Origin of the sequence: Sphaerisporangium sp. NPDC049003, from assembly GCF_043197795.1 — a bacterium.
GTDB lineage: Bacteria > Actinomycetota > Actinomycetes > Streptosporangiales > Streptosporangiaceae > Sphaerisporangium.
In genome coordinates, this window is record NZ_JBICTU010000003.1 from 292262 (window position 1) to 309803 (window position 17542).

Here is a 17542-nt window from a genome sequence, read left to right on the forward strand (position 1 = left end):
GTCTCAGCGAAGGATCTCCTCCGGGCCCACCGCCGCGAGGCCGTGGGCCTCCCCGACGGGCGGGCTGGTGAGGGCGCCCCCGTGCGTGTTCAGCCCGAGCGCCAGCGCCGGGTCGTCCAGCAAGGCCTCACGCCATCCCTTGTCGGCGATCGCCAGGGCGTACGGCAGGGTCACGTTGGTCAGCGCGTACGTCGAGGTGTGCGGCACCGCCCCCGGCATGTTGGCCACGCAGTAGAACACCGAGTTGTGTACCCGGTAGGTCGGATGGGCGTGGGTGGTGGGACGGGAGTCCTCGAACGCGCCCCCCTGGTCGATCGAGATGTCCACCAGCACCGAGCCCTCCTTCATCCGGGAGACCAGCTCGTTGGAGACGAGCTTGGGCGCCTTGGCGCCGGGGATCAGCACGGCGCCGATCACGAGGTCGGCGCCGAGGACGGCGCGCTCGATCTCGTAGCTGTTGGACGCGACGGTCTGGAGATGCCCCCGGTAGATCATGTCGGCCTGGCGCAGCCTGTCGATGTTCCTGTCCAGGAGCAGGACCTCCGCCTGCATCCCGAGCGCGATCGTCGCGGCGTTCATGCCCGTCACCCCGGCCCCCAGCACCACCACCTTGGCCGGGTACACCCCAGGGACCCCGCCCATGAGCACGCCCCTGCCGCCGCCCTGCCGCATCAGGTGGTAGGCGCCCACCTGCGGGGCCAGGCGTCCCGCCACCTCCGACATGGGGGCCAGCAGCGGCAGCGCCCCGTTCCCCGTCTGCACGGTCTCGTAGGCGACGCCGGTGACCCCGGACTCCATCATCGCCAGGGTGAGCTTCCGCGAGGCGGCGAGGTGCAGGTAGGTGAAGAGGATCTGGCCCTCGCGCAGCAGGGGGTACTCGGAGGCGATCGGCTCCTTGACCTTGAGGATGAGGTCGCCCTCCCGCCACACCTCCTCCGCCGATTCGAGGATCGTCGCGCCCGCCGCGCGGAAGTCGTCGTCGGGGATGGACGACCCGGCGCCCGCCCCGCGCTCGACGAACACGTCGTGGCCGTGACGGGTCAGTTCGTTGGCTCCGGCGGGGGTGACGGCGACGCGGTGCTCGTGGTCCTTGACCTCTCGGGGTATTCCGACCTTCATGAAATCCTCCTTCGACCCCAGGGGTGGCCCTCTGGCATGTCTGTGGACTGCCCGCCACCCGCCCCGGTTCACTGTGCGAGCCGGGCTCTTGTGCGCTCCTGGCTCCCCGTTCGACCGTGCCGCCCGGCCCGCTTCCTGGAATCCCCGGCGCGGCGGGCGCTGTGGCGGGCCGTGACGGCCGGTCCGTGTTCACCCGGCGTTCCCCGGAAAGCTCCTGCCATGGAGCTGTTGGATGAATTGTCCTGTTGTGCGGCAAATTGTCAGGACATCTACAGCCTAGAACTCTCCGCCGAGAGGCCCATCTGCGGTTAGCTCGATGCCGCGAGCCTCGGTAGGCTCGCCCGAGCGATGTCAGTCAGGGGTGAGGATGCGTAACCATCCGGCGGTGGACGATCACAGTGATCGACCCAAGGCGCCGCCGGACGTTCCTGGCGCGTTCGGGGACGAGCCGACGCTCACCATGGAGCGTGTGCCGGCCCACCTGGAGGAGCCTCCGCACACCCCGGACCAGCCTCCGGACGCACCGGACCGGCCGCTCACGCCTTCCGACCGGCCCCCGTCCGGGAGCGGCGAGCCGCCGTCAGGGGCTGACAAGGTCGCGGCCGGCAGGTTCGGGGAGGCCGAGCCGCCGTTCGAGGCGGACAAGCCGCCGGCCGGTGCCGATGAGCCGCCGATGAGCCCGGCCGAGCCGCCGATCGGTCCGGCCGAGCCGCCCATGGGTCCGGCCGAGCCGCCGATCGGTCCCGGTCAGCCGCCGATCGGCCCCGAGGGGCCGCCTCCCGGACCCGGAGGCCCCGGCACGCCCGGCGGACCGGCCGGTCCGAGCGGGCCGCCGCGCGCCGCGCGCGCCACGACCGTCGCCCTGATCGTCGGGCTCTTCGTCGTGGTCCTCGTCACCGGAGTCCTCGGCACGATCGCCGTGCTGATGACGCGGGAGCCCGGCCTCCCGCTCGGCGCCTCGCCGCCTCGCCGCCTCGCCACCCCCATCCACTTCGCCCCCGTCATCGGCGTGCGGGCGGCTCCGTGCCCGGGGGCGGAGGCGGTGCTCGACGACGCGGGCACGACCTGCTACCAGGTCGACGCCGGGGTCACCGTCACCTCGGTCGTGAAGGTGACGACGGTCGCCGACAAGGACGGCACGTACTCCGTGCGCGTCGTGCTGGCCCCCGAAAGCCGCGAGAAACTGGCCAGCCTCACCAAGGACGCGCTCAACCAGCAGCTCGCCGTGGTGGTGGACGACAAGGTCGTCACCGCACCGAGGGTCGCGCAGCCGATCACCGACGACAGCCTCAGCATCGCGGGGCTCACCAAGGAGGCGGCCGACGCGCTGATGTCCCGCCTGCTGGGATCGGGGGGCGCGGTCACCGGCACGTCGGCTCCCGAGAACCCCGCCCAGACGTCCACCTGCCCGCCCGCCGACGGCGCCACCCAGCCCAACGGCGCCACGCAGCCTGACGGCACCAATGGCGTCAACGGCGGCAACGGCGTCACCCAGCCCAACGGGCCCATCGGCGCCAACGGCGCTACCGGCACCGACGGGAACCCAGGGACGACGGGGACGCCCCCGGCCAACGGCGCGCCCGACGGTGCCTCCACCTGCCCGCCCGGCACGGGAGCAGGCACGGGAGCAGACACGGGGGCAGGCACGGGAGCAGGTACGGGAGCAGACACGGGGGCAGGTACGGGGGGTCCCACGGGGACCAGCACCGGCGGCGCGCCCAGCACGTCCGCGTCCCAGCCGGGGTCCGCGCCGCTGGCGCCCCCGTCCGCGACGCACACGCCCGGCACCGGAGCCCAGACCTCGCCGGCCGCCCGCGACGGCGGGGCGCCGCAGACGCGGCCCACCGGTTCCTCGGCCATGAGCAAGCGCACCCCGGACCCCCGCTTCGCGAGCTGCAAGCAGGCCCACGCGGCGAACTACGGCCCGTACACCAAGGGCGTCCACGTGGAGTACGACTGGTACGTCGACGGCGACCACGACGGCGTCGCCTGCGAACGCGGCGACGTCACCTAGGGATCACACCAAGGCCGGGTGACGCCCGCGCCTACTCGGCCAGGGCGATGTCGTGGGGGCGGATGGGGACCCGGGTCAGGGGGAGTCCGGTGGCGGCGCGGACGGCGGCGGCCACGGCCGGGGTGGAGGACAGTGTGGGCGGCTCGCCCGCTCCCCGCAGGCCGTACGGCGCGTCGGGGTCGGGGTTCTCCAGGATCGACAGCCTCATGGGCGGCATGTCGAGGATCGTCGGGATCAGGTAGTCGGTGAACGACGGGTTCAGCACCCTGCCGTCGCGGACCTGGATCTCCTCCATGAGCGCGAGCCCGAGCCCCTGCGCCGAACCGCCGTGGATCTGCCCTTCGAGCGCCAGAGGGTTGAGGATCTTGCCCACGTCCTGCACGGCGGCGAGCTCGACGACCTTGACCAGGCCGAGCTCGACGTCCACGTCCACCACGGCGCGGTGGACGCAGAGCGCGAGCTGGGTGTGGGAGTCGCCCTGCCCGGTCACCGGGTCCATCGGGTAGGTCGGCCGGTGCCGGTACTCGCGGGTCTCCTCCACGGGCCCGAACGCCTCAAGCAGGTCTTCGAGCGGGACCCCCGGGTTCTCCTCCCGCAGCTTGTCCAGCCGCTCGCGCACGGCCTCGCACGCGGTCTTGACCGCGCCCCCGGTGACGTACGACTGCCGGGAGGCCGAACTGGAGCCCGCCGACCCTACGGAGGTGTCCGCCGGGGCGACGGTCACCCGCTGGATGCCGAGCTCGGTGCGGGCGATCTGCGTCTGGACCATGAGCAGGCCCTGCCCGACCTCGGCGGCGGCGGTGTGTACCAGCACGTGCGCCTCGCCGCCGAGCAGCTCGACCTTGACCCTGGCCGTCGAGTAGTCGTCGAAGCCCTCCGAGAAGCAGATGTTCTTGATGCCCACGCCGTACCCCACGCCCCGGCGCACGCCCTCGCCGTGGGTCGTCTGGGCCACCCCGCCCGGCAGGGAGCGCAGGTCGGGGGAGCAGTTGGAACCGGGCAGGGGCATGGCGGCCAGCTCACGCAGCATGCCGGCGAGCGGCGCCGGCGACTCGATCACCTGCCCGGTGGCCAGCCGCGACCCCTGCGAGACGGCGTTGAGCACCCGGATCTCGACCGGGTCGATCCCGCACGCCTCCGCCAGCCGGTCCATCTGGGACTCGTAGGCGTAGCACGCCTGGACGGCGCCGAAGCCGCGCATCGCCCCGCAGGGCGGGTTGTTGGTGTACGCGCCGTAGGCGTCGATCCAGACGGTGTCCACCTCGTACGGCCCGACGCCAAGGGAGGCCGCGTTGCCGACCACGGCGGGGGAGGACGAGCAGTACGCGCCCCCGTCCAGGATGATCTCGGCCCTGACATAGACGAGCTTGCCCTCGCGGGTGGCCCCGTGCTCGTAGCGCATCCGGGCGGGATGCCGGTGGACGTGGCCGAAGAACGACTCCTCGCGGCCGTAGACCATCTTGACCGGCCTGCCGGTGCGCAGGGCCAGCATGCTGGCGTGGATCTGCATCGACAGGTCCTCGCGGGCGCCGAACGCGCCGCCGACCCCGGCCAGCGTCAGCCGCACCTTGTCCTTGGGCAGGCCGAGGCAGGGGGCGAGCTGGTCCTGGTCGACGTGCAGCCACTGCGTCGCGATGTAGAGGTCGACGCCGCCGTCCTCCGAGGGCACGGCGAGGCCGGACTCGGGGCCGAGGAACGCCTGGTCCTGCATCCCGACCTCGTACTCCGCGGTGACCACGACCTCGGCCATGGCGGCGGAGGGCTCGCGGCCGACCCGCACCGGCTGGTGGCGTACGAGGTTGCCCCCCGGCTGCACCTTCGGGCACTCGGGGTCGAACAGGGCGCGTCGCGCGTCGCTGACCGCCTCGCGCGGCTCGTACTCGACCACGATCGCCGACGCCGCGCGCCGGGCGGTCTCGGGGTGGTCGGCGGCCACGATCGCGACGGCCTCCCCCTGGTAGCGGACCTGGTCGATGGCCAGCACGGGCTGGTCCTTGTGCTCCAGGCCGTAGAACCGCTCGCCGGGGACGTCCTCGTGGGTCAGCACGGCGTACACGCCCGGCATGGCCAGCGCGGCGCCCACGTCGATCGACCGGACCCAGGCGGACGGGTGGGGGCTGCGCAGCGTCGCGCCCCACAGCATGTCCGCCAGGTAGAGGTCGGAGGAGTAGGCGAACTCGCCCGTCACCTTCAGGTTGCCGTCAGGGCGGGTCACGCTGGCCCCGACCCCTTGCCCCTGGCTCTGGCTGCTCGCGGTATGGGTCACACGGGCAGTACATCAGCCCAGTTCAAGGCCGCCAATAGGCACACCCGTGAAACGCCGGGGCGGGCCACCGACGCTGCTTGTAGGTTCGTCCAAACGTGCGCGGTTAGCCTGGGTCTGTGCGCATACGTGATCTGCTGGCGATGGACCAGCTCCGGCTAGGCCTGCTGTCGGACCCCGGGCATCTGGACCGGCGCTTCACCGGCGTGCACATCACCGACCTGCCCGACCCCGGCCGCTACCTGTCCGGCGGAGAGCTGGTGCTGACGGGGATGATGTGGCGCAGGGAACCGGAGGACTCACGCCGGTTCGTCGAGATCCTCGCCACCGCGAAGGTGGCGGCGCTCGGCGCCGGCCGGGCCTGGCTCGGCGTCGTGCCCGACGACGTGGTCGAGGCGTGCCGCGAGCACGACCTGCCCCTGCTGGACGTGCCGACCGAGGTGTCCTTCCGCACGCTCAGCGAGCTGGTGGAGACGCGACTGGCGGGTGCGAGGGTCGTCGACCTGCGCGGCGCCCTCGGCCGGCACCGCCGGATCGTCGCCGCGGTGGCCGACGGCGCGGGCCTGGACGAGCTCTTCGCGCTGACCGCCGAGGAACTGGGCGTCACCGGCGCCGTGATCTCCTCGACGGGCACGGTCATCGCGGGACGGCTCGAAGGAGACCTTCCCGTACGGCTCGCGCGGGAGTACCTGTCGGCCACGCGGCTGCCCCATCTGGTGCGGACCCCCAAGGGGCCCTTCACGCTGTTCGGGGTCGACCGGGCGCACCGGGCGGCCGGGTGGGCTCTGGTCTGCGACGCCGACCTGCTCGCCGACGCCGACACCGGTTTCGAGCTCGCGGCCTGCGTGGCGCTGGAGCGCGGTCGCGCCGAGGAGGGCCGCAGGGTCGAGCGCCGCCTCGCGGAAGAGCTGATCGCGCTCGCCTGTTCCGGCGAGGCCGACCCCGCCGAGGTCGCCGCGCGGCTGCGCACCTGCGGGATCGACGCCGCGCAGCCGTACGCGGTGGTCACGGCGACCGTCACCCGGCCCGGCGCGACGGACGGGCCAGACCCCGCCGTGCTCGGCGGGCAGGTGATCGAGGAGCTGCTGGACCGCAGGGTGGTGGCCGCCGCGGGGGCGGACGGAGCCGTGGCGCTGGTGCCGTTGATCGACCCGGACACACCTGGTGGCCGTAAAGCGCATATGGGCGCGACCGGAAACGAGGCGGAGCGAGCGCCCGGGGCCGGGACCGGAAAGGAGTCCAGAACGGTGCCGGAAACCGGCACTGGTGCCGGGATCGTCCCCTGGACCGCGGTGCGCGTGCGGAGTAACGTGCAAGTGCAAGCCCGATCGCAAGTGCAGCGTAGTGTGCAAGCGCTTCTCGACCTGTTGGGGGGCAGGGTGGCGACACTTCAGGCGGCTCTGCCGAGGACGCGAGTGTCAATCGGCGTGAGCGCGGGCCTGATCGGCCCCGGAGCCATCCGCGGTGGCGCCGAGGAAGCGGGCCACGCGCGGCGCATGGCGGAGGCGCGCGGCGGAGGAGTGGTGACCAGCGATGAGATCTACACTCATGTCCTTCTGCTGGCCACCGTCCCCGACGACGTGCGGCGGTCCTTCGCTGATCGGATCCTCGCCCCGCTGTTCGCCTACGACCGAAGGCACCAGTCGGAGTTGGTCCGCACGCTTGGGACCTTCCTCGACTGTGCAGGTTCATGGAACGTTTGCGCGGAGCGTCTGCACGTGCATGTGAACACGGTGAGGTATCGCATCCGGCGGGTTGAGGAGTTGACCGGACGTGATCTGTCCTCGATGGCAGACAGGGTCGATCTTTTTCTCGCCCTGCGTGCCGGCTGAGTTACAAGTTAGCAGCAGGGATAGTCAGCAGCCCTGCTAAAGGCAGACGCGCTGGCTTCTGCTGTCATAGCATTGCACGTGAGGCCGGGTACGGTGATGACGAAGAATGCTAGTACGGACAAGGCGAGGCGGCGGCGCATGTTGACTCCCGTCGATGGCGGTCTAGCGGGTCTTAGATCTTTCAAGGGGTGCCAGTGACTAGTCAAGATCTCATAGGCCAGCGTATCAAGACGATGCGTCGGCAGCGTGGTCTCTCGCAAGCGCAACTGGCTCACCCTGAGCTCTCGGATAGTTATGTATCACTAATCGAGAGCGGCAAGCGAACGCCTACGGCGGCCGTTCTGGAATTGCTGGCGGCAAAGCTCGACTGTTCTCTAACTTATCTGATCAACGGCGTTACGGCCGAGCAGATGCAGGACCTGGAGCTCGGCCTCGGCTATGCCTCCCTGGCCCTGAACAACGGCGAGGTCGCCGAGGCCAGAAGCCGCTACGCCGACCTGCTGAGCGATGGCACCATCGCCGGCCTTTCCTCGCTGCGTCAGCAGGCGCAGTACGGTTACGCACTGGCGAGCGAGGCATGCGGCGACCTCGAAGAGGCGATCACCGTCCTGTGCCGGCTGCGCGAGCCCGGCGCTGATCCGCTGCCTCCGGAACGTGCCATCGCGGTCGCGATCGCGCTGTCGCGGTGCTACCGGGAGCGCGGCCAACTCGCCGAGGCGGTGCGCGTCGGCGAGGAGGCGATCATGGGCCCTGGCCGGCCCGTGTGGAGCGACGACCTGGTGGAGCTGGGCGCGACCCTGCTCGCCGCCTATGACGCTCGCGACGACATGCTCAGGGCACGCCAGTTCGCGGCGGAGTTGCTCGCCACGGCCGAGATGCTCGGCACCCCGCGCGCGACCGTCGCCGCCTGCTGGAACGCCGCCATCGTCGCCGAGCGCACCGGGCACGGGCAGGAGGCGCTGGCCCTCGCCGAACGCGCTCTGGCCATCCAGTCGGAGAACGGGGAGTCCCGCAATCTGGCGCGGCTCCGCATGCAGTACGCCGTGCTTCTGCTCCGGGTGCGTCCCGGGGACGCCACCGTGTGCCGTGACCTGATGCTTCGCGGCGAGCGCGGCATGGCCGAGTCTTCGGCCGGTACTCCCGACCTGGCGCGATGCGCCCTCGACCTTGCCCGGGTCGAGATCACCTTGGGCAACGCCGAGAAGGCCGTCGAGCACGCCCGCCGGGGCAGGGAGATGCTCGACCACCGCAATCCCGCGCTCCTCGCCGACGCCCACATAGTCCTCGGCAACGCGCTCCTCATGCTCGACGAGAACGCCGAGGCGGCCGAGGAGTTGGCGGCGGGTCAGGAGATCTTGGAGCACTCGGCCAACTCTCGAAGGGTGGCGGAAGGCTGGCTGAGCATGGCCAAGGCTCTTGAGCGCCTCGACGACGGCTCGGCGAGCCCGGAGGCCTACGAGCGGGCCCTCGTCTGCGCCGGCCTGTAGGCGGCCTGGCCCGGCTGTCCTCATGACCGGCACCGGTCGGATCGGCCTCGGCCCATCCGACCGGCCCGGCCGCGGGCGGGTGCCTCCCGGCAGGGCCTCGGCGGGCCCTGTTTTCCACAGGGGGTGCGTGCGGTGGGGGACCGGGCCCTCACCTGAGTAGCCTTAGGGTGCTATGAGGACTTCCCCGCTTGCCGCCGCGCTCGCGCTCGTCGTCGCCATCGTGCTGGGCACGGCCTTCGCGGCTCCAGCCCTGGCCCACACGGCGCTCAAGAGCAGTGACCCGAAAAAGGGCGCCACTGTCGAGAGCCTCGACGAGGTGACGCTGACGTTCAACGAGGCCGTGCGATTCCCCGTCGTGCTCGTGCGCGATGCGGGCGGCCACGCGTACCACGACGGTAAGCCCAAGATCGACGGGCCCAAGGTCATCCAGAAGGTGTCCGGCGCCCTGCCGTCCGGGAAGTACACCATCGCCTGGCGCGTGGTCTCCGACGACGGGCACCCCATCGAGGGGGAGATCCCCTTCACGGTGAAGGCCCCGGAGGCCTCGCCGTCGGCCTCGCCTGTCCCCTCCCCGCAGGAGAGCACCGCCGCGCCGAGCACGGCGGCCGCGACGACGCCCGCGCCGGTGGACGCGACTCCCGCCGCCCAGCAGGAGGAGCAGAAGAGCGGCGGCATCCCCGCCTGGGTGTGGATCGTGGTCTTCGGCATCGCCGGCATCGGCATCGGCATGGCCCTCAGCCTGCGGAAGAAGCCGTGAGCAAGCAGCCCGCGAGCAGGCAGCCGGGAAGCAAGCAGCCCGGAGGCAAGCAGCCCGCGAGCAAGCAGCCGGGAAGCAAGCAGCCGGGGAGCGAGCAGTCCGTCGGCGGCACGCTCGCCGGCGGCGGCGTGAGCAGGACCGTCCGCCTCGCGGTCGCGGGCGTGTGCGTGGCGCTCGGCGGCCTGGCCGTCGCCATGATCGTCGGGGGTGCGGCCACCCCGCGCATCATCCCCGGCCTGCCCGACGAGGGCACGCTGACCCGCTGGGCGCTGCCGGTGTCCAAGCTGACCATGGACGTCGCGGGCGTGCTCACCGTCGGCCTGCTGCTCCTCGCCACCACGCTGCTCCCGAGCGACAAGGGCCTGCTCGGGAAGTCCGCGCTCGGCTACGTCAGGGCCGCCTCGTGGACGGGCCTGGTCTGGGCCGTGGCGGCGGCCTCCACGCTGGTGTTCAGCCTGTCGGAGACGCTGGGCACACCGGTCACCGACGTCCTCGGCGGCGAGGAGCTGACCAGCTACGCCAGCCAGGTGCCCCAGGGCATCGCGCTGACCCTCGTCGTGCTCTTCGGCACCGCCATCGCGCTCTTCTCGCGCGGCGCGATCACCGCGGGCGCCTCCGGAGGGCTGCTGCTCCTCGCGCTGGCCACCCTCATGCCCCCGGCGCTGACCGGCCACTCCTCCTCCGCGCCGAACCACGGTCTCGCCACGACCAGCGTCGCGCTGCACCTGCTGGTGCTCTCGCTGTGGGTCGGTGGGCTCCTGCTGCTGTGCGCGCACGCCCTGCGCGGCGAGCCGCACCTCGACCTCGCCGCGCACCGGTTCTCCCGCATGGCGCTGTGGTGCTTCGCCGGCGTCGGCCTGTCCGGGGTGTTCAGCGCGATCGCCCGGCTGACGGCAGTTTCCGAGATCTTCACCACCTCCTACGGGCTGATCGTCCTGGCCAAGGTCGTCGCCTTCACCGGTCTCGGAGTGATCGGCTGGTGGCATCGCGGCCGCACCCTTCCCTCGCTGACGGCCGGGAACCCGGGAGCCTTCACGAGGCTCGCCGGCGTCGAGGGCCTGATCATGCTGGTGGCGGTCGGCCTCGCCGTCGCGCTCTCGCGCACCGCCCCGCCGCCCCTCGACCTTCCGGTCGACCGGGCGTTCGAGCTGCTGGGCTACCTGATCCCGCCGCCGGTCTCGATCGGGAATCTCCTGACCCTGTGGTGGTTCGACCTGTTCTTCGCGGTGCTGGCGGCCCTGCTGGCCGGGCTCTACGGCGCCGGAGTCGTACGGCTGGCGCGTCGCGGGGACCGCTGGCCGCGTGGACGCACGATCAGCTGGGCCGTCGGCGTACTCCTGCTCGTCCTCGTCACGCAGAGCGGCGTCGCGCGGTACGCCCCGGTGCTGTTCAGCGTCCACATGACCGAGCACATGATCCTTTCGATGCTCGTGCCGATCTTCCTGGTGCTGGGCGCCCCGGCGACCCTGGCCCTGCGGGCGCTGAAGCCCGCCGCGCGCCGGGGCGACCGCGGCCCGCGTGAGTGGATCGTCACGATCCTGCACAGCAGGGTCACCAAGGTCATCACCCACCCGGCGATCGCCACGGCCATCTTCATCGTCTCGACGTACGCCCTCTACTTCACCCCGCTCTTCGCCGCCGCCATGGAAGAGCACCTCGGGCACATCGCGATGACCCTCCACTTCCTGGTCAGCGGGTGCCTGTTCTTCTGGGTGATCATCGGAGTGGACCCGGCGCCGACCAGGCTGCCGTACTTCGGGCGGCTGCTGCTGCTCTTCGTCACCATGCCGTTCCACGCGTTCTTCGGGATCGCGCTGATGAACATGGGCACGGTCGTGGCCTCCGAGTGGTACGACCAGCTCGGCCGCACCTGGGGGGACCCCGCCCTCGCCGACCAGGGCACCGGAGGGGCCATCGCCTGGGCGTTCGGCGAGATCCCCACCCTGATCGTGCTGATCGCGCTCGCCTTCCAGTGGTACCGCGACGACGACCGTACGGCCAGGCGCGCCGACCGGCGCGCCGACGCCGTCGCCGCGAAGGAGGGCGGCACCGGGGACGCCGAGCTGGACGCTTACAACGCCTATCTCGCCAAGCTCGACAAGACCAACAGAGAGTGACCGGAGGGAGTCCCCTCTGGGGAGGAGGGGAACCTTCGCCCTCTCCTGAGCACGCCGGCACCTACCTGCGGGTAGCGTGGCATCAAGGAGTTCGGGCATAGACACCTTGGGTGGGCTTTCTCCGGAGAGCCCCACCGGGGTGGCTTCGCCTCTACCCCAAGCGAGTTCCAACCGCTCTTCAGCAACGCGTCGGTAGCGTCGCCGCCATCACACCAACAGGGCGACGCGGTGGGGCCGGGATCACGTAGCCCCGGAGCGGTGCGCCCAGGAGGGTTGGGGAGTTGTACGAAGAGTTGCGCATGCGCGGAAAGCGAAGTCTGGCGCCGGCGATCGAGGACTACCTGACGGAATGGTCCGAGCGTACCGGCATCACCGTCGAGGTCTGGGCGATGCCCAGGGAGCGGGTGACCGGGCCGGTCGCCGACGCCGTCTACGCCGTGGTGCTGGAAGCCCTGACCAATGTCGAGCGGCACAGTGGAGCCCACACCCTGTCCCTCGCCCTCACCACCGGACGCGGCGGGCTGAGGCTCACCGTGAGCGACAACGGCATAGGCTTCCCGCCGGGCCGCACGGGCCGGGGGATGGACACCATGAAGCGGCGCTTCAGCGAGGTCGGCGGGACGCTGACGATCAACAGCGTCGTCGGAGAGGGCACGACCGTGAGCGGCCAGATCTGACCCAAGGGGCCGCGCCGCGACAGCCGCGACCTAGGGCGCCACGATCGGCGCGCGGGGGCCGGGCGTTCGATCGGATGGCGGGGCCCTCAGTCACAGGTGGGGCTCGGGGGCTGCTGCGCGTAGAGGCGGCCGCACTGGCGGATCACGACCTGCTGCCCGGCCGGGTTCACGGTGACCAGCAGGATCGGACGGTCGAGGGCGTGCCGCCCGTCGGGGGCGCCGTGCAGCTTCACCAGCCCGCTGTCGCCGTCGATCTCCTCCAGCTTCTCCAGCGCCAGCAGCACGCCTCCCCGTTCGACCACGTCCGGCCGCCCGTCGGCCGTCGAGGGGCCTCCCTGGCCGGAGAACGCCACCTGGGCCGCCCGCATGAGCGCCTCCGCCGCGTCCTGCGCCTGCACCGCGTACTCCTTGGACGGCTGCTGGGTCCCGGCCAGCTTCTGCATGCCGAGCGAGGTGACCAGCGCGTCGAACTTCTGGAAGAAGTCGGTCCTGAACTGCCGGGGCACGGACGCCCAGGCGCTCGGCGACGCCAGCGCGACGTAGGTGACCCGCACGCGGTTGTTGCGGCCGAGTTGCGGCTCGTGGTCGTTGACGTACTGGGTGATGTCGTCGTTGGCCATGACCGTCAGCTGGTGGCACTGCGACTTGGCGATCGCGTCGACGAAGGCCCCGAACTGCGCGGTCCGCCCGGCGTAGTAGACCAGGTCGGGCTTCTCCGGCCGGGTGCACACCTCGGTGACCTTCTCCTCCAGACCGGCCGCGTTGGTGTACCCGACCGACGTCGCCCCCTTGCCGAAGGCGCGGACGAACCTGGCGCCGAGGTCCCTGCTGAACAGGTCGCTCAGCATGGTGTCGGTGAAGACCGCCGCCGTGCGGGCGGGCGGGATGCCCTGCGCGGGGAGGCCCTCGCGCGCCCAGCGCGCGGCCACGGTGGCCAGCAGGCTGTTCGGGGTGGCCAACGGGAAGAAGGAGGGGACGTAGGCGTCGCCGCTCTGGCGGCGTCCGAGATCGTCGAACGTCGCGGTGGTGCTGATCAGCGGGATGGCCTTGCGGGCGAGAAGCTGGATCGCGGTCTGCACCTGCTGCCTGCTCTCACCCAGCCCGACCACGCCGATGACGGTCGGATCGTCCTGGATCCTGCGCAGCGCCTCCTTGGCGACGTCCTCGGCGAAGCGGAAGTCGGCTCCCGCGTTCGCGATGAGGATCCGCATCTGCAGCTTGCTGCCGTCGCCGCTGTTGTCGATCAGCTTGCGCTGCTCCAGGGCGAGGCCGGCGAGCTCGCCGTGGATGTCGGTGATCGGATCGGCGGCGCCGGCCGACGACCTCCCCGTGGTGGTGAGCTTCCCGAAGTAGATCACCGTCGCGTACGGATGGCCGGAGGAGAGGATGGCGCGGTTCTGCTCGTCGATCACCCCGAGCATGCGGGAGAGGTGCGCGTCGAAGACGAAGTCGCCGTCGCCGATGCCGATGCACTCGCCGGTGGAGGCGCGCCAGATGCCGGGGCCGCAGTTGGTGGTGGCCGACGCCAGCACGCGGACGAACGACAGGGAGACCAGCGCCGTCACCACCAGCCACGGCAGGACCGGATGCGCCAGCGCGGGACGCCGCCGCCCGCGGACCGGAACGTTGATCTTCTCAAGGATCGGGGCGTCCTTGGCCTCCATCTCGATCCGCAGCACGCGGTGGGATCCCACGGCGCGGTCCCTGGCCAGCTCCGCGCCCCACCGCTGCCACAGCTCCTCGGTGAGCTCGGGGCGTCCCGCCATCACGGGAGCGCGGACGGCGGAGGGCGTCCCGGAGGACGGGCCCCCGGCGCCGCCCGGGCCGGTCACGACGACGAGCAGCGGGTCGGGCAGGCACGTGGCGGCCCGTACCTCCTCGATGCGCGTGACCAGGCGGGTGACGCCACCGTCCACCAGCAGGACGGGATAGGACGTGCGGGCCCACGCGACCCGCCGCCAGACCTTCCACAGCCGCCGCTCGTACCCCTGCCGGAGATCTTCGAGGAAGGCGTTCACCAGCAGGTGCTCGATGCCCTCGTTGGCCTGGACGGCCTCCTGCCTCTTGCGGTCCTCGGCGGACCCGGCCTCGTACAGGGGGACGGCCTCGGCGCGGCCCCGCGCCTGGAGCAGGCGCACGGCGAACCCCGTGATGTCGTGCGGCTGGTTCCTGCGCTGCCCCGGCATGAGGTAGGGCTGGCGGCGGAACCACATGTAGCGGCGGCGCCCGGCCCAGCTGCGGGACATCAGCAGCACGTGCAGCGACCCGATGACCGGTCCCGCGAGGATCGCGCACACCCCGAACAGGGTGGTGAGCTGGTCGGCCCACCCCGCGCCCAGCAGGGCGGTGGCGGCGGCCCACGCGGGCAGCGGGCCCTCGGAGTAGGCCCGCACGTTGGCCCAGAAGTTCCGCCGATCCTGGCCCGTGCCCGCCCGGATCTGCCTGCGGCGCTGCCGGACGGCCCTCTTCACCCCGTCGTGGAGCCGGTCGGGCTCGTCGTCGGTCACCTGGAGGTCGAGCAGCCACAGCACCTGCGCGAACAGGGGGAACCGCAGGTGCGCCTCACCGGGCGGGGCGACGGCGGCGAGGTCCCGCGTGGCCTGCCGCAGCTGCGTCACCAGCGCGGCGTACGGCGGCGTGTGGCGCTCCCGGACGGGCGGCGCGACCTCCTCCACGTCCAGCGTGGGGCCGAGGTGGGCGAACGGGGTGCCGTCGCACCGCGCTTCCAGGGCCTGGGTGACGGAGGTCGTCGCGGTGTACGGCCCGGTGACCCAGAGGACCGGCACCGGCAGGTCCCCGTTCCGCCAGGTGGGGCGGACGCGCATCTGGTCGAAGACGCGCAGGAACTCGCGGATGCCCTCGTGCCGCCGTCGGTAGCTCTCGTCGGGGTCGTGTTTCGAGATCACACCGATGTCGCCGGGGGGCGGGGAGATCGGCGCCGGGGCGACCGGGTCTCCCGGGAACGGGGAGGAAGGCACTGCTGAGGTCACTTCGGTCTGCTCCGGATCGACAGGGGCTTGTCGGGCTCGCTTTCCGGCGTTCTGAAAGAATGGATATGAGTGGTTTCCACTGGTTTTGGGGATGCCTGATTCCGTGTGGAGTGACCCCCCATGATCGGTCTTTGTGCATATGGGTGGATATGCAGGGCGTCGCTCTGTCCAGCATAGGTCGCAAGGCAAGCCGGCGGGGGTTCGGTCGCCTTATTCGCGGGTGGAACGCTCGCCTTTGATTTCGCGCGTCCGTTATTACCGCAATACCAATGCCGAAATGTCGGCGTATCAGAGGTCGCGGCGCATGCAGGCCCGGGGCCAGCGGTCCAGGCCGTGCGCGGCCTCCTTACGGCGCAGGGCGCGCAGCCCCGGTGTCAGCTCGGCGTCGTCGAGGTACCAGAACCCGCAGCGCTCGTAGTACGGGGCGTTCCACGGCACCCGCGTGAACGTGATCAGGGTGAGGGCGGGAATGCCCTCGTCCCTGGCGTAGGCCGCGGCGTGCTCGATGAGCGAGCGGCCCATGCCGTGACGCGCCGAGGCCGGATGCACGGAGACCTGTTCCAGGTGGAGGCTGCCGTCGATCACATCCGCGATGAGGTAGGCGACCGGCCGGTTGCCGGAGTCGGCCTTCACCCACGCCCGCCCGGCGCGCTGGTAGCCGGCCAGGACGTCGAGGGGGAGGGGCTCGTCGGCGGCGATCGCCGGCATGCCGATGTCGTCGAAGGCCAGCCCGGCCGCACGCTCGATGTCCTGGAGGAGGGAAAGCTCGTCGATGCCGGCCACACGGATGCTCATCGCGTCATTGTCGCCGGAGCGGAGCCCGGTGAACAGTCGTTATCCGTCTCGCGAGATGACCGGCCCTGGCGGGCGTCGCGGGCGGGCGGGCGTGACGGGGGCCTTGCCGAGGGGAAGCGCCGCCCTGTGGGCGGACATTTCCCTTTTTTCATGCTATTGATAAATAAAGACCATTGGGTGGGAGGGAAAATCAGGGCAGGGCCGCCGGGATCCTTGGAGTCGCGCACGGCGATCGAACCGGGAAGGTTGCTCGCCACCTCGACGCAGTGGCCGCCGTTGTCACCGCTGAAGGTTGATTTGCACCACTGCGCCATGCTTAAGTCCATTTGTCCGCTGCTTCCTTTATCACCTTGAGCGAGAGGGACTGTGGGTAGGCCTCGGACCTGATGGCGTCGTAGCGAGTGGTGAGCGATGCGATCACGTTTCGCTCATTCATCGTACGGCCATCCGGAATTGAATCCACATATACCGTATAAGGTGTGCCTCGCTGTTCGGCTATAACAAAACCGGCAAGCAGCCCGGGGATCGCCTCCGCGTCGAAGGGGACGATCTGGATGGTCACCTTCGGGTGCCGGGCGATTTCGAGAAGGTACTCCAGCTGCGCGCGCATCACCTCGGCGCCGCCGATGGGCCGGCGAAGGACTCCCTCGTCGATCAGGCTGAGGATCGCGGGCGGGCTCTCCTGGGACAGGATGTGCCTGCGCTGCATGCGGCCCCTGACCCGCTCCTCCACCTCCTCGGGCGGGCTGCCGGGGGCGCGCGAGAAGACCCGCCTGGCATACGGCTCGATCTGGAAGATGCCGGGGACCAGCAGTGGATCCCATGCCTGGAGCGCCGTCGCCCGGCGCTCCTCGACGGTCCAGTCGCGGAAGTGGTCGGGAACCGGGGGAGGGGGCGGCCAGCCTTCGAGGTGGAGGGTGGCGAGCACCCCGTCGAGGCCGAAGACGGCGTCGCAGCGCTTGGCGAAATCGTCGCTGGGAGTGCGCTTGAGGTTCTCGACGGCGCCGACGAGGCTGCCGGAGAAGCCGATGCGGTGGCCGAGCTGACCCTGGGTGAGCTTCGCGAGAAGGCGGTGGCGCTGGAGCTCGTACGCGAAACGGGCGCGCGCGGATTCCTCAGGGTTGATTTTCGTCATATGCGGCATTTCAAACTCCTCGCTCCGGCCTCCGGGGATGTCGCGGCAGGCGACGACCGTTCCATGTAGGAGACAACTCCTACATGTAGCTATTCGGCTACTCAAGGTAATGGACGTTGACGAATTCGGCCGCTCCTTGTGCGCGAAAGCGCGGGACGCGGCCGGCGGGGCCTTGACTCGCTCGAATCCTCGCGCCGTCAGGGTGTGCGGAGCGTCACCTTTCGAATCCATCGAGACCCCAAGGCCGTCGCGCCATAACAAGAGCGCATCGGCCCAGGTGAGCGGCGTGCGGGGGGCGGGTGCCCCATGTCGGATCTCTCCCCGCGGGGTGCGGAATGATCTCTTAATGACACCAG

General features: G+C 71.0%; 12 protein-coding genes. 6 read left to right on the plus strand and 6 right to left on the minus strand.

Annotated features, from left to right (window positions below; all coding sequences use genetic code 11):
- Positions 1–3 precede the first annotated feature (3 nt).
- Positions 4–1119, minus strand: a complete 1116-nt coding sequence (ald, locus tag ACGFIV_RS04730) for an alanine dehydrogenase (RefSeq protein WP_358552349.1) — start codon at positions 1117–1119, stop codon at positions 4–6.
- Positions 1120–1504: 385 nt separating this feature from the next.
- On the opposite strand from ald, the gene ACGFIV_RS04735 reads away from it, so the two are divergent.
- A complete protein-coding gene (locus tag ACGFIV_RS04735) occupies positions 1505–3133 on the plus strand; it encodes an excalibur calcium-binding domain-containing protein (protein WP_392831968.1) in 1629 nt (542 codons plus the stop codon).
- Between the two features lie 31 nt (positions 3134–3164).
- On the opposite strand, the gene ACGFIV_RS04740 is transcribed toward ACGFIV_RS04735, so the two are convergent.
- Positions 3165–5348 (minus strand): molybdopterin cofactor-binding domain-containing protein, encoded by a 2184-nt coding sequence (locus ACGFIV_RS04740; protein ID WP_358552353.1) that lies wholly within the window; start codon positions 5346–5348, stop codon positions 3165–3167.
- A 167-nt stretch (positions 5349–5515) separates the two neighbouring features.
- Between ACGFIV_RS04740 and ACGFIV_RS04745 the strand changes: the two genes are divergently transcribed.
- From ACGFIV_RS04745 to ACGFIV_RS04765, 5 genes are all read left to right on the plus strand, one after another.
- A complete protein-coding gene (locus tag ACGFIV_RS04745) occupies positions 5516–7228 on the plus strand; it encodes a PucR family transcriptional regulator ligand-binding domain-containing protein (protein ID WP_358552355.1) in 1713 nt (570 codons plus the stop codon).
- Between the two features lie 194 nt (positions 7229–7422).
- Positions 7423–8715 carry a helix-turn-helix transcriptional regulator gene (locus ACGFIV_RS04750; RefSeq protein ID WP_358552357.1) on the plus strand — a complete coding sequence of 431 codons (1293 nt, stop codon included), beginning with the start codon at positions 7423–7425 and terminating at the stop codon, positions 8713–8715.
- Between the two features lie 172 nt (positions 8716–8887).
- Positions 8888–9472, plus strand: a complete 585-nt coding sequence (locus ACGFIV_RS04755; protein WP_358552359.1) for a copper resistance CopC family protein — start codon at positions 8888–8890, stop codon at positions 9470–9472.
- Positions 9473–9600: 128 nt separating this feature from the next.
- A complete protein-coding gene (locus tag ACGFIV_RS04760; protein WP_392832079.1) occupies positions 9601–11589 on the plus strand; it encodes a cytochrome c oxidase assembly protein in 1989 nt (662 codons plus the stop codon).
- Between the two features lie 299 nt (positions 11590–11888).
- The gene (locus ACGFIV_RS04765; protein WP_358552363.1) at positions 11889–12266 is read left to right on the plus strand and encodes an ATP-binding protein; all 378 of its coding nucleotides are present in this window, start codon (positions 11889–11891) and stop codon (positions 12264–12266) included.
- Positions 12267–12352: 86 nt separating this feature from the next.
- Here the strand turns inward: ACGFIV_RS04765 and ACGFIV_RS04770 are convergent, their stop codons facing one another.
- From ACGFIV_RS04770 to ACGFIV_RS04785, 4 genes are all read right to left on the minus strand, one after another.
- Positions 12353–15256 (minus strand): ABC transporter substrate-binding protein, encoded by a 2904-nt coding sequence (locus ACGFIV_RS04770; RefSeq protein ID WP_392831974.1) that lies wholly within the window; start codon positions 15254–15256, stop codon positions 12353–12355.
- 288 nt (positions 15257–15544) lie between these two features.
- Positions 15545–16051, minus strand: coding sequence for a GNAT family N-acetyltransferase (locus tag ACGFIV_RS04775; protein WP_392831976.1), 507 nt, complete (start codon positions 16049–16051; stop codon positions 15545–15547).
- A complete protein-coding gene (locus ACGFIV_RS04780) occupies positions 16048–16377 on the minus strand; it encodes a DUF397 domain-containing protein (RefSeq protein ID WP_358552369.1) in 330 nt (109 codons plus the stop codon). The genes ACGFIV_RS04775 and ACGFIV_RS04780 overlap by 4 nt, the downstream gene beginning before the upstream one ends.
- Positions 16368–17186, minus strand: coding sequence for a helix-turn-helix transcriptional regulator (locus ACGFIV_RS04785; protein ID WP_358552371.1), 819 nt, complete (start codon positions 17184–17186; stop codon positions 16368–16370). Before ACGFIV_RS04785 ends, ACGFIV_RS04780 begins: the two co-directional genes overlap by 10 nt.
- Positions 17187–17542: the final 356 nt, after the last annotated feature.

Bases quoted from the DNA above. Each gene is read 5' to 3' on its own strand.
- ACGFIV_RS04780 (WP_358552369.1), bottom strand. From the start codon at position 16,377: ATGGACTTAAGCATGGCGCAGTGGTGCAAATCAACCTTCAGCGGTGAC.
- ACGFIV_RS04775 (WP_392831976.1), bottom strand. From the start codon at position 16,051: ATGAGCATCCGTGTGGCCGGCATCGACGAGCTTTCCCTCCTCCAGGAC.
- ald (WP_358552349.1), bottom strand. From the start codon at position 1,119: ATGAAGGTCGGAATACCCCGAGAGGTCAAGGACCACGAGCACCGCGTC.
- ACGFIV_RS04765 (WP_358552363.1), top strand. From the start codon at position 11,889: ATGCGCGGAAAGCGAAGTCTGGCGCCGGCGATCGAGGACTACCTGACG.
- ACGFIV_RS04785 (WP_358552371.1), bottom strand. From the start codon at position 17,186: ATGACGAAAATCAACCCTGAGGAATCCGCGCGCGCCCGTTTCGCGTAC.
- ACGFIV_RS04755 (WP_358552359.1), top strand. From the start codon at position 8,888: ATGAGGACTTCCCCGCTTGCCGCCGCGCTCGCGCTCGTCGTCGCCATC.